This is a genomic window from Sediminibacterium ginsengisoli (assembly GCF_900167075.1).
Classification (GTDB): Bacteria; Bacteroidota; Bacteroidia; order Chitinophagales; family Chitinophagaceae; genus Sediminibacterium; species Sediminibacterium ginsengisoli.
On record NZ_FUWH01000002.1, the window covers coordinates 1 to 13425 of the forward strand.

Annotated in this window: 9 protein-coding genes and 2 rRNA genes; 5 read left to right on the forward strand and 6 right to left on the reverse strand. The window is 43.7% G+C overall.

Translation table 11 applies throughout. From position 1 onward, the window contains the following. Positions 1–2740, forward strand: a 23S ribosomal RNA gene (locus B5D42_RS03070); the annotation flags it as partial. A gap of 87 nt (positions 2741–2827) precedes the next feature. Next, positions 2828–2938: ribosomal RNA gene (rrf, locus tag B5D42_RS03075) — 5S ribosomal RNA — on the forward strand. Positions 2939–3146: 208 nt separating this feature from the next. On the opposite strand, the gene rbp is transcribed toward rrf, so the two are convergent. From rbp to B5D42_RS03105, 6 genes are all read right to left on the reverse strand, one after another. Beyond that, a complete protein-coding gene (gene rbp, locus B5D42_RS03080; protein ID WP_078829992.1) occupies positions 3147–3542 on the reverse strand; it encodes an RNA-binding regulator in 396 nt (131 codons plus the stop codon). Positions 3543–3785: 243 nt separating this feature from the next. Beyond that, positions 3786–4802: a retropepsin-like aspartic protease gene (locus B5D42_RS03085; protein WP_176112885.1), complete on the reverse strand. Its 1017-nt coding sequence runs from the start codon at positions 4800–4802 to the stop codon at positions 3786–3788. A 94-nt stretch (positions 4803–4896) separates the two neighbouring features. Beyond that, a complete protein-coding gene (rplI, locus tag B5D42_RS03090; RefSeq protein ID WP_078829994.1) occupies positions 4897–5343 on the reverse strand; it encodes a 50S ribosomal protein L9 in 447 nt (148 codons plus the stop codon). Between the two features lie 87 nt (positions 5344–5430). Further along, a complete protein-coding gene (rpsR, locus tag B5D42_RS03095) occupies positions 5431–5694 on the reverse strand; it encodes a 30S ribosomal protein S18 (RefSeq protein ID WP_078829995.1) in 264 nt (87 codons plus the stop codon). A gap of 4 nt (positions 5695–5698) precedes the next feature. After that, on the reverse strand, positions 5699–6052 hold the full coding sequence (gene rpsF, locus B5D42_RS03100; protein WP_078830471.1) for a 30S ribosomal protein S6: 354 nt from the start codon (positions 6050–6052) through the stop codon (positions 5699–5701). A gap of 192 nt (positions 6053–6244) precedes the next feature. Continuing rightward, on the reverse strand, positions 6245–7297 hold the full coding sequence (locus B5D42_RS03105; RefSeq protein WP_139366960.1) for an endonuclease/exonuclease/phosphatase family protein: 1053 nt from the start codon (positions 7295–7297) through the stop codon (positions 6245–6247). Between the two features lie 143 nt (positions 7298–7440). On the opposite strand from B5D42_RS03105, the gene B5D42_RS03110 reads away from it, so the two are divergent. The 3 genes from B5D42_RS03110 to htpG all read left to right on the forward strand — a co-directional run bounded on the left by B5D42_RS03110 (position 7441) and on the right by htpG (position 13298). Then, on the forward strand, positions 7441–10005 hold the full coding sequence (locus B5D42_RS03110; protein ID WP_139366961.1) for a TonB-dependent receptor: 2565 nt from the start codon (positions 7441–7443) through the stop codon (positions 10003–10005). A 137-nt stretch (positions 10006–10142) separates the two neighbouring features. Further along, positions 10143–11363 carry a DUF5689 domain-containing protein gene (locus tag B5D42_RS03115; protein WP_139366962.1) on the forward strand — a complete coding sequence of 407 codons (1221 nt, stop codon included), beginning with the start codon at positions 10143–10145 and terminating at the stop codon, positions 11361–11363. 84 nt (positions 11364–11447) lie between these two features. Then, positions 11448–13298: a molecular chaperone HtpG gene (htpG, locus tag B5D42_RS03120; RefSeq protein WP_176112886.1), complete on the forward strand. Its 1851-nt coding sequence runs from the start codon at positions 11448–11450 to the stop codon at positions 13296–13298. Positions 13299–13425: the final 127 nt, after the last annotated feature.

Here is a 13425-nt window from a genome sequence, read left to right on the forward strand (position 1 = left end):
AAGCTGCGATAAGCTACGGGGAGCTGCACACGAGCGTTATATCCGTAGATTTCCGAATGGGACAACCTGCTGTATTGAAGATGCAGCACCCGCAAGGGAGCCAACCCCGAGAACTGAAACATCTAAGTACCGGGAGGAAAAGAAAATAAGAATGATTCCCTGAGTAGTGGCGAGCGAAAAGGGAAGAGCCCAAACCGGGTCGGCGTGCCGATCCGGGGTTATAGGACCACATTTAGAAATCGATATCAAACTGAATCATCTGGAAAGATGAGCCATAGCAGGTGATAGCCCTGTAAGTGCAAATTATCGAGGACGCGTGGTATCCTGAGTAATGCGGGACCGGAGGAATCCTGCATGAATTTGCCAGCACCATCTGGTAAGGCTAAATACTCCTCAGACACCGATAGTGAACCAGTACCGTAAGGGAAAGGTGAAAAGCACCCCGAACAGGGGAGTGAAATAGTACCTGAAACCGTGCGCCTACAAGCGGTCGGAGCTCTGCAATATGAGTGACGGCGTGCCTTTTGCATAATGAGCCTACGAGTTGCTCCTCACTGGCGAGGTTAAGTTCATATTTAACGGAGCCGCAGCGAAAGCGAGTCCAAACAGGGCGACTAGTCAGTGGGGGCAGACGCGAAACTTTGTGATCTATCCATGGGCAGGTTGAAGGTGTGGTAACACACACTGGAGGACCGAACCCGTTGACGTTGAAAAGTCTTGGGATGACCTGTGGATAGGGGTGAAAGGCCAATCAAACTGAGAGATAGCTCGTTCTCCCCGAAATGTTTTTAGGAACAGCGTTGCATTTAGAAGTTTATTAGAGGTAGAGCTACTGATTGGGCTAGGGGGCTTCACCGCCTACCAAACCCTGACAAACTCCGAATGCTAATAAATATCTGCAGCAGTGAGGCTTTGGGCGCTAAGGTCCAGGGCCGAGAGGGAAATAACCCAGATTAGCAACTAAGGTCCCTAATACGTAGTTAAGTTGATCAAACGAGGTGGGATTTCTATAACAGCCAGGATGTTGGCTTGGAAGCAGCCATTCATTTAAAGAGTGCGTAACAGCTCACTGGTCGAGAGATCCTGCACGGAAAATAATCGGGCATCAAACTACGAACCGAAGTTCTAAATTTCAGCTTGTCTGAAGTGGTAGGGGAGCATTCAAATCTGCACAGAAGGTGTATGGCGACGTATGCTGGAGCGATTTGAAAAGAAAATGTAGGCATAAGTAACGATAATTAAAGTGAAAAACTTTAACGCGAAAAGTCTAAGGTTTCCTGATCAACGTTAATCGGATCAGGGTTAGTCTGGTCCTTAGGAAAACCCGAAAGGGGCATCTGATGGAAAGAAGGTTAATATTCCTTCACCTGCTATGCATTAAAAGTGACGCAGGGACGTGGTTGTTGCGTACGGACGGAAGTGTACGCTGAGTGGAGTCTTCGGACGAAGCGAAACAATAAAATCCCTGCCAAGAAAAGCGAGCATAGCAGCCAGTACCGCAAACCGACACAGGTAGACGGGATGAGTATTCTAACGCGCTCGGGTGAGCCGTGGAGAAGGAACTAGGCAAATTGACGCTGTAACTTCGGGATAAAGCGTACCACAGCGATGTGGTCACAGTAAAATGGTTCAACCAACTGTTTAACAAAAACACAGGGCCCTGCAAAATCGTAAGATGACGTATAGAGCCTGAAACCTGCCCGGTGCTGGAAGGTTAAGGAAGGGTGTTCGGCGCAAGCCAAAGCTCCTGACTGAAGCCCCAGTAAACGGCGGCCGTAACTATAACGGTCCTAAGGTAGCGAAATTCCTTGTCGGGTAAGTTCCGACCTGCACGAATGGTCTAATGAGTTGAACACTGTCTCCTCCACGAGCCCGGTGAAATTGTAGTATCGGTGAAGATGCCGGTTACCCGCCACGGGACGGAAAGACCCCGTGAACCTTCACTACAACTTTGCATTGATTTTGAGCCACAAATGTGTAGGATAGTTGGGAGACTATGAAGCAGTGTCGCCAGGCATTGTGGAGTCAACGTTGAAATACCAACCTTTTGTTGCTTAGAACCTAACCCATAACTGGGGACATTGCATGGTGGGTAGTTTGACTGGGGTGGTCGCCTCCTAAAAAGTAACGGAGGCTCGCAAAGGTACCCTCAGTACGGTTGGTAATCGTACGCAGAGCGCATTAGTAAAAGGGTGCTTGACTGTGAGACAAACACGTCGAGCAGGAGCGAAAGCTGGCTAAAGTGATCCGGTGGTTCTGTATGGAAGGGCCATCGCTCAAAGGATAAAAGGTACTCCGGGGATAACAGGCTGATCTTACCCAAGAGCTCATATCGACGGTAAGGTTTGGCACCTCGATGTCGGTTCGTCACATCCTGGGGCTGGAGAAGGTCCCAAGGGTTCGGCTGTTCGCCGATTAAAGTGGCACGTGAACTGGGTTCAGAACGTCGCAAGACAGTTCGGTCCCTATCTGTGGTGGGCGCTAGTAAATTGAGTGGACATGACCTTAGTACGAGAGGACCGGGTCGTACGTACCGCTGGTGTATCTGTTGTGCCGCCAGGTGCAATGCAGAGTAGCTATGTACGGACAGGATAAACGCTGAAAGCATCTAAGCGTGAAACCTTCCACAAGATGAGTTTACTTTTAAGGGTCGTCGAAGACTACGACGTTGATAGGCTACAGGTGTAAAGTTGGTAACAGCAAAGCCGAGTAGTACTAATTGCCCGTAAGCTTTATTTTTTTTCTTGTAATGGTCGAAATTAGCTTCCCAATATGTAACTTATTACGCTGACAGTATGATAAGAGTTGTATGTGTCAGTAAAGTTCTTATGGTGGTTTTGCCGAGGGTGTTCACCTCTTCCCTTTCCGAACAGAGAAGTTAAGCCCCTCATGGCCGATGGTACTTGCATTTTGCTGGGAGAGTAGGTAGCTGCCATATTCATTGAGCCCGTTCAGTTTACTGACCGGGCTTTTTTTATGCCCCCAACTCACAGCTCCTCATCCCCATCATCCACACCACCACTTCCCCCTCACCATGACCCCCAGGCATACCCCTCCCCCCGACCTCACTCTCCCTCAAACACACACACATAAAAAAAGTCCGGCCTTTACAGCCAGACTTTATTACGGATGAGATGTTTGGAATATTAATACCTGTTATATCCACCACCACCGGTACCACGATCGCGATTGTAACCGCCACCGCCGTTACGGCTTCCACCACCACCATAACCACCACCACGGCTACCGCCGCCGCCACCGAAGCTCTTCTTCTTGAAGCCGCCTCTTTCGCCTTCAGGACGTGGAGTTGATTCGTTTACAACGATCTTACGACCCAGAACTTCTGTGTCATGCAAATTGCTGATTGCTGTACGTGCTGCTTCATCGTCAGACATTTCAACAAAACCAAAACCTTTGCTGCGGTCGTTGTTGAATTTGTCGGTAACGATCTTTGCACTTGTTACTTCTCCGTAAGGAGTAAACAGGTTTTGCAGGTCGTCGCTGGTCATGTTCCAGTTCAGGTTTCCAACGTAAATGTTCATTTCTTTAAAAAAATTAAGTGATCAAAAAACCAATGAGAAATCAGTAACCAAAAATCCTGAAACATTTACGTGAAAACGTTCTGAGATATGGAAGAACTGTCATTGGACTACCGAAGTTATGGATTTTATAGAATTGCCAACTTTTTTTTACCGATTTGACACTATTTACTGAAATCCTGGAGGATTCCTGGTTGCTGATATAAAACGATACGTTTCTAAATAGTTGAATATAAGGCTAAAACGTCATTTTACCAGGATCAGTGCGTTCAGCCTGTTATCCACTGTCCAGGAACTGAATTTATTCAAAACCGATTTTCCCAGCAAAAAATGGCGTACTTCATCGGAAACAGCCAGCACAATATCATTCAGAATATAACTCCCGATCTGTATGCCATTGATGCGGTAGCGCCTGCAGGCAATCTCCCGGCCATCTGCCAGTAAATAATTTCCATTGCCAATAAGATCATCTTGTTTCAGTAAACCATCCTGTAATAACTGTTTTGCATAAGTGCCTGAAACCAGCAGGTCTGAAGCCCCGCTGTCCAGAAGCCACACATATTCATCTTTGCCAATCCGCACTTTTACCCTGGTAGTATTTGCAATTTGTATTGTTTGAATAGTATCTGTGAGCTTATTACCAACAACAGAAGATTGCGAAGGATATTGCCAGATATAACCAGCGTCTTCTTTACCTCTCACCGGGCTTCCGCAGGTATAGGCAAGTTCATTGTATAAGAGAGAGTTCGGATCGGAGAGACTCTTTTCATCACGAAGAGTAAATCCTCTTTTAGTAAATACATCCATTACACAATTACAATACTCTTGTAAATTAGACTGTGAGATTTCCTGCTTGTAAGATTGCCGGATACTGGTTGCAAGACGAGGACGAAATGACTGTACAAAAGCAGGAATAGCAAATAGATTAAGTGATGAATCTTTCTCAACGCAGGCTGGAATTGTTTGTTGCAGTTTACTATCTGCTTCCATCAGTCTGATAAGAGCCTGTTCTTTATACATCACCGTATATGCTTCAACTTCTTTGCGGGTGTATCTGTTATTGAGAAGTGAAACCTGGCAATCGCAGATTTTAGTTGCATCCGGATCATCTTTATCTGCCTGTAAAGATTTAAGACAGGAAGCAATCAGTAATCTTTTCTTCGTAATAAAAATACCTTCCCTGGTGTACAGGTTATCATTATTGATTTCCTGAGCCTGGAGAGCAGTGCATATAACCAGGAAAAAACTAATTATGATCGGCATCCTGCATTTCATCCTCCAAAGGAACTTAAAGGGATGAACAAAAAGAAAGCCTGTTTGTTAAAAACAGGCTTTCTTTTGATAAGGTGTAGTTAAATTATTCACCTACTACTTCGAACTCGATTTCAGTAACGTTACCGTTGCCAAAGTCGATAGAAGCTTTATAAGTACCTAATTCTTTTACTTCATCAACGATAGAGATACGTTTGCGATCGATCTCGTAGCCTTTCTGATCACGGATAGCGCGTGCTACCTGTAAAGAAGTTACGCTACCGAAGATCTTTCCGCTGGTACCGGTTTTAGCGCCGATCTTAACAGGTGAAGATTTCAGTACTTCGATCACTTTGTTGATCTCTGCCAGCATGATCGCTTCTTTCTTAGCCTGAACTTTCTGACGTTCTTCCAGTTGTTTCAGGTTAGAAGGATTTGCTTCAACAGCAAATTTCTGAGGGATCAGGTAGTTACGAGCATAACCATTTTTTACGGTAACCAGTTCATTGCGGCCACCCAGGTTGTCTACGTCTTGAATTAATATTACTTGCATGTTCTGCTTTTTAGTCCCAAGCCCAGCTGCAGATCTGATCCTCAGCTGTCTCCCGCCAGGCGGGATTAGGGATGGTTAACTAATTATTTATTTCAACAAATCTGTTACATAAGGCAGTAAAGCCATCTGACGTGCTTTTTTAACAGCATCGCTCACTTTACGCTGATACTTCAGTGAATTTCCACTCAGGCGACGAGGTAACAGTTTACCTTGTTCGTTCACGAATTTTTTCAGGAAGTCGATGTCTTTGTAATCAACGTATTTGATACCGTATTTCTTGAAGCGGCAGAATTTTTTCTTTGGCTTCTCCTGTTTGATTGCGGTCAGGTATTTGATCTCATTTTTTGCCATGATATTAACCCTCCGTTTTTTCAGTTACAGCAAATCCGCCATTTCTTTTCTTATAGTTGTACTCGACGGCGTATTTATCGAGTCTTGTAACCATGTGACGCATTACCTGCTCATCACGCAGCAATTGAATCTTCAGTTTTTCATTCAGATCTGAAGGACCGGTGTACTCCAGTATCCAATAGATACCGGTTGTTTTTTTCTGGATAGGGTAAGCCAGTGATTTCAGTCCCCATGGAGCACTGTGTACAGTTCCACCACCATTCTCGGCGATGAAATCTTCGTACTTTTTCTGAGAAGCTTTGAAATCTTCTTCAGACAGTACCGGGGTAAAGATCACCATCAATTCGTAATTGTTCATTACTTGAATTTTGAGGTTTTTAAATTGGTTTTTTCCCATCGGATTCCGCTGTGCGGAAAATCTGCCAAAACAGATTTGGGGCTGCAAAAGTAGGGAAAATGGCTTAAAACAGGAAGAAAATCAGTACTTTTTAGTGGTCAAAACAGCCTTTTTATTCCGGAACCAGTGGTTTTAACAACCAATAAGACAAAATTAAGGTACAGAGCCCTTACCTGACGGTTTTAAAAGAGTAATATAAGTGGGAAAATGATCGCTGTAACCTCCTCTGTAATTATCTCCATCCCAGGTTCGCATAGGATAACCTTTATAACGCCCGGCATTTTCCATCATATAAGGTCTCATAAATATGTGATTCCGGTAGTAAAAGAAACCTTCAGGTGCATTTAACCAGGATTGAGACAGGATAATCTGATCGAATAAACCCCAGTTGTCATGGTGTGCCAGCGTACCGATCCCTTTCCTGTAAAGTGAATCCCAGGGATTAAAGAGGTCGCCGGCCCGGAGATCGGAACGCTTGCCCCTGGCTTTCAATGTTTTCGTAATACTGGAATTATACGGATCGTCATTCAGGTCTCCCATCACAATGATTTTCGCAGCTGTATCGGCCAGGCAGATCCGCTCAATATGGGACCGGCATACAGCAGCAGCAGCTTCACGTGCAATGCTTGTCCGTTCTTCCCCGCCACGCCGGCTGGGCCAGTGATTGACATAGATATGCACTTCTTCTCCATCCAGCAAGCCCCTGACATATAAAATATCGCGGGTATAAGCAGCCGACTTACTTTTCCCTGGTAAAGGAACAAAGAGTGGTTCGGATTCAATTGGTATAAAATAAGCAGGCTGATATAAAAGACCAACATCTACTCCGCGGATATCTTTGGAATCGTAATGAACAAACCTGTATTGCCTTTGACGAAGCAGAGGCTGGTTACATAGATCCAGAAGTACAGTATCATTTTCAATTTCAGCTACACCGATAATTACGGCTCCGGCCTCCGATGATTCTGTTCCTATTCTGCTGATCACCGAAGCCAGTTTTTCAAGTTTATCCGAATATACCCTGCTAGTATAACGCTTATTGCCGGCAGGCGTGAAATCGTCATCATTTACAACAGGGTTATCCGTTGTGTCGTAAAGATTCTCGAGGTTATAAAAAGCGATCACCCGTACTTTAAACCGGTTAGCCTGCGCACACATGAAAACCGGAACAGATAACAGCCAGTATAAAAAGGAAATACGCACCATGTCTTTGTTTTTGTAAACATAGATTTCTTAAGCTTTTAACCTCTTGCGTAATTGCCGCAGTTGTGATGAACGGCGGGCTGGCCGGAGTGGCCGCTGGTAGTTTTACCCTCAGATCAAATAATTGATCCGTAAACAAATCTGGTATGATGAAATATGTGTTGGTTAGTATGATTTGCAGCATTGTTGTTGGTGTTGCCGGTGCACAGGAAAGAAAACGTGCATACCCGGTAAAAAAACAATTCCGGGATACAATGTTTATATATGAAAAAGACAATGCCGGAGGAGATGAATTATCTGCTGTTCTTTTAAATGAGAATGATAGGAGCAGCGGAAATGAGCAATATATACCTTCCATACTGAGTTCAGACAGAGATCCTTTTTCTGGTATCGCAGCTTTTCATTTCGGTAATTCGCGTTTCAGAATGCGAGGTTATGATGCTGCGTATTTCAGAACTACTCTCAACGGCCTTCCCATGAACCTGCTTGATGACGGTGGCACACCCTGGAGTCTCTGGAATGGACTGAATGATGTAATGCGTAATACCACGTCTCAATTTCTGAAACCCAATGAATTCAGCTTTGGAAATGTCGGAAATACCGTAGCAATTCAGGCAACACCGGGGCAGTTTGCCAATCAGACAAAAATGAGCTACTCTTTATCTAACCGGGCATATACACACCGGTGGATGATGACCTGGCATACCGGAAAACTGAAAAATGGCTGGGCCTTTTCTTTCAGCGGAAGCCGCAGGTATGCGGATGAAAGTGCCATTCCGGCTACATTCTATGATGGCTGGAGCTATTTTGCTGGTATAGAAAAACAGCTTAATCCAAGGCAATCCCTTTCCCTTGTAGTTTTCGGAGCACCATTAAAAAACGGCAAACAATCAGCTGTCGTTAATGAGCTTTCTATGTTGCTTGGAAAAAAATATAATCCGAACTGGGGATATCAGGGAGATCAGAAACGAAATGCAAATACAGGTAAAACTCATATGCCGGTTGCTATACTCAGACATGAATCGCGGATAAACAACCTCACCACTTTTAATCTCATACTTGGTTCTATCGCAGGCAGCAGAAGTATTACAGGACTTGAATGGTACAAAGCGGCAGATCCGAGACCGGATTATTACCGTTATCTGCCGGGTTTTCAGCAGGACTCTGTTTTGAAAGCGGCAACGGCTGAAGCATACAGAACAGATCAGTCAGTAAGCCAGCTGGATTGGGGCAAAATGTATGATGTCAACAGGAATTCACGCGAATCAGTGTTAAATGCAAATGGAAGAGACGGGTATACTATATCCGGGCTCAGGTCGCATTATATCCAGGAAGAACGAATCTGCAGACTGAATGCGTTAAACATGGCAGCTATATTACATACAAACCTGACCGGCAATATTACTCTTACCACCGGTGTGCAACTGATGCAGCAAAATAACAGATATTACAAAGAAGCAAAAGACCTGCTCGGGGGCGACTTTTATGTCAATCATAACCAGTTTGCGGAAAGAGACTTTCCCAACGATCCTGATGCGCTGCAGCATGATCTGGACCATCCCAACAGATTGATTTATAAAGGGGATAAATTCGGATATGATTATGGATACAAAATGCGCTATGCAAATGCCTGGCTGCAGACGGTATGGATGAGAAAAAAGACAGACTTTTTTCTTGCATTGGACTATAGCTATTCACAGGTGCAGAGAGTTGGTTATGTCCGTAACGGACTGTTTCCGGGCAATTCGTTAGGAGAATCAGAAATGCTGCATTTTTCTGATCCTGCTGTTAAGGCAGGCATTACCTATAAAATAGATGGGCGGAGGTATTTTTATCTGCATGCAGGTCTGTTCTCGAAAGCTCCGTTTGCAGATAATATTTTCATATCGCCCCGTACAAGAGATACACGTCAGGAAGAGGTGAATCATGAAACGATACAAAATGCCGAAGCCGGGTATATTATAAACAGTCCCTTATTCAGGCTTCGTTTTTCAGGTTATATCACAGTGTTCAGGCAAGGGTTGAATGTGTTGTCTTTTTACCATGACGAATATCAGACATTTGTTAATTATGCGATCAGTTCCATCAATAAAAAACATGTAGGTATTGAGCTGGGCGCAGAAGTCAGGCTTAATAAAAAATGGACTGCGGGACTAGCTGCAGCAATCGGAAGATATTACTATACTTCCAGGCCGCAGGTAACTGTAAGCCTGGATAACGATGCCTATATCGTATCGAGGGAACCGCTTTATACGCAGTATTTCAGAATTCCCGGCACACCGCAGGAAGTATATGGATTGGAATTTCGTTATCAATCCACCGGTGCTTTTTTCGCAACGGTAACAGGAAGCTATACAAGATCCTGCTGGCTCGAATTCAATCCCATCAGACGAACATATAGTTCGTTGGAAGGAGTAGAACCACAGAGTGAACAATGGAACAGTATCATTAAGCAATTAAAGCTCCCGGATAATTTCACGATCGATATTTCGGCCGGGACCAGTTGGCAGTTAAAAAGAGCGGCTAAAAATGGTTACGCTAGAATAACGACTAATGTTGGTATTAACAACTGCCTGAATAACCAGAATATTTCCGGAGGCTATGAACAACTTCGCTTCGATACAGATAAAAAGGATGTAGACAGATATCCCCCCAAATTTTTCTATGCAAACGGGTTGAATTTTTTCGCCAGCATTACTTACAGATTTTAATAATACCACCTATGAAAATTACATCACGTTATTGGTTACACGCGTCGGTTTTATTTCCATTGATTATAAGTTCTTTTTATTGCAATAAAGAATTCGATGAACCTCCGCCATATACTGGCCCGGCCATTCGCTCAAATATGACCATTGGTACATTAAGAAATTTGCATGTCACAGGTAGTTTTGAGCAGATCATGGATGATTCAATTATTGAAGGAATCATTACTGCTGATGATAGCCGCGATAATTTTTATAAAGCATTGGTGATCCAGGATACAACCGCCGGGATTACCGTAAAAATGGAAGGATATTCATTATATAACCAGTATCCGGCGGGAACAAGAATACTGATCAGGTTAAAAGGGCTCTGGCTGGGTGATTACGGAAGAAATATTCAACTGGGAGCTGGGGTTGACCGATCAGTTGCCTCGAATCCATCTTTATCAGGTATTCCTCAAGCTTTATTTGGGCGTTATATTGTAAAGGCGGGAAACTCAGGGACGGTTCAACCCAAAACAATAACCATAGATGAATTGAATGATTCGTACCAGAGCCAGCTGATCAGGTTAGAGCAGATAGAGTTTGCTGCGTCTGATACCGGAAAACCCTACGCAGATATTGTCAACAAACAATCTGTCAATCATACCTTGAAGGTTTGTGGCGGTGGAAGCATTTATGTACGCACAAGTGCTTATGCAAGATTTGCCGGAATCAACACCCCAAGGGGTAATGGAAGCATTACAGCAGTATATTCAGTCTATAAAACGGAAAAACAGTTGCTGATCCGGGATACCAGCGACATTCAGATGAATGATCTGCGCTGTACCGGTACCGGCCCTAAAACATTATTGAATGAGGATTTCGAAACCGGAATAGCAGATACAGAACTTATCTTGCAGGGCTGGAAAAATATAGCTGAAGCAGGAGACCGGAAATTCATGTCAAAAAAAGCAGGGGACAATGGATATACTGAACTGTCTGCTTTTGCAACCGGTCAGCCCTCGGTGATTACCTGGCTGATAACCCCGGCCATCAACCTGAATAATTCCGCCAACGAAATATTGTCCTGCAAAACTAAAGATGGATATGACAATGGTGCAATTTTGCAGGTATTGATCTCCACCAATTATGATGGTGGCAGTACGCCCTGGAAAGCCAAATGGACTCAGCTGGCGGCAATGATATCCAAAGGCAGTACCAACATAGCAGCCAACTGGGTTAACTCAGGGAATATAAATCTGAACAGCTATGCCGGTAATGTATATATTGCTTTCAGGTATGAAGGCGGAGACCCGGTAAGCACAATTGGCAAACATACTACCACATTCCGGCTGGATGATGTAAAAATTATCGGGAATTGAACTATTTTATCCTGTCAGTGTGTCATCCTGTCAGTGCGGCTGCTTTGGTATTTTCTTTGATATTGCACCACAAAAAGAATTATTATGCAAAAAGGCCAGATAAGGGTACAGACAGAGAACATCTTTCCGATAATCAAAAAGTTCCTTTACAGCGATCATGAAATATTTCTTCGCGAACTGGTAAGTAATGCAGTAGATGCTTCCCAGAAAATAAAGACCTTGTCTTCCATAGGGGAAGCAAAAGGAGAACTGGGAGAGTTGAGAATAGATGTTGTGCTGGATGCCAAAGAAAAAACATTGAGCATCATTGATCGTGGTGTTGGTATGACCGCAGAAGAAGTTGATAAGTATATCAACCAGGTTGCATTCAGCGGAGCTGAAGAATTCATGAACAAATACAAAGACGCCAATATCATTGGTCATTTTGGTCTTGGATTCTACAGTGCCTTCATGGTAAGCGATAAAGTGGAACTGTATTCAAAAAGTTTTAAAGACGAGAGTGGTGTATACTGGAGCTGCGACGGTAGCCCCGAATTTGAATTATACAATGTAGATTATAATAACAGGGGAACAAAGATCGTACTTCATATCAATGAAGAAAGCCAGGAATTTCTCGATGCGGAAAGAATCCGGGGTATCCTGAAAAGGTTCTGCAAATTCCTGCCAATACCTATATTCTTCTCAGAAGCAGGCGTTGAAAAAGCAGGTGTAGAAAAAGAAGAGGAACAGGAACCGATCAACAATACCGATCCTTTGTGGGTTAAGAAACCGTCGGAACTGAGCAAGGAAGATTATGAAAAATTTTATAAAGAACTGTATCCCTTCAGTGAAACACCGCTGTTCTGGATACACCTCAATGTAGATTATCCTTTTAATCTTACAGGTGTACTGTATTTTCCGAAAATCAAACAGAGTTACGAGATACAGAAAGACAAGATCCAGTTATACAGCAACCAGGTATTTGTTACAGATGAAGTAAAAGATATCGTTCCGGAATTTCTCATGCTGCTGCATGGTGTAATCGACAGTCCTGATATTCCGCTGAATGTGAGCCGAAGCTATCTCCAGGGAGATCCGAATGTTAAAAAGATCAACGCACACATTACAAAGAAAGTTGCGGATAAACTGGAAGAAATATTCCGTAATGAAAGAAGCTCTTTCGAAGAAAAATGGGAAAGCCTCGGACTTTTTGTGAAGTATGGTATGATGACCGACGATAAGTTCCTTGAAAAAGCCAACAAATTCCTGGTAATGGAAGATGTAAGCGGCAAATTCCATACACTCGAAGAATATAAAACAGCCACTGAAACTCTTCAGAAAAACAAGGAAGGTAAAACCGTTGTTCTCTATACAACAAACCCGGTACAACAGGATGCGTACGTTCAGGCAGCCAGGGAAAAGGGCTATGTGGTGGTAAAAATGGAAACGCTGGTAGATGCTGCGTTTATCAATACCATGGAAATGAAATGGGATAATGTAACTTTTGTCCGTGTTGATGCTGATATAGTAGACAACCTGATCGATAAACAGGAAGGCAACGACAGCATCTTAAGTGCAGAAGAATCAACTAAATTAAAAGAATTATTTGCCATAGAGATTCCTGAACTGCATGTTACAACGGAAGTAAAAGGATTGAGTGCTACCACAGCACCAGTTGTTGCAACCCGCCCCGAATTCATGCGCAGGATGAAAGATATGGCCGGCGTTGGGGGTGGAATGACGGCTTTCTATGCGCAGATGCCGGATGAAGTAACATTGACCGTAAATGGTAATCATCCTATCTACCAGACATTACTGAAAGAGGAAAATGCTGACCTGCAGCAAAAACAGGTTAGAAACCTCGCCGATCTCGCCTTGCTTTCGCAAGGCCTGCTCAAGGGCAACGATCTTACAAGTTTCATCAACAGGAGCGTAGAGTTAATGCAGCAGGCTTAATAAAACGCTATAAATCTGATCATATAAGGTGCGGTATGTAATATTCCGCACCTTTTGTTTTATGTCGTCCGGGTATAAATCGCACTGGCATTTTGATCAGACCGGCCGTAAATAAAGTACATTATCT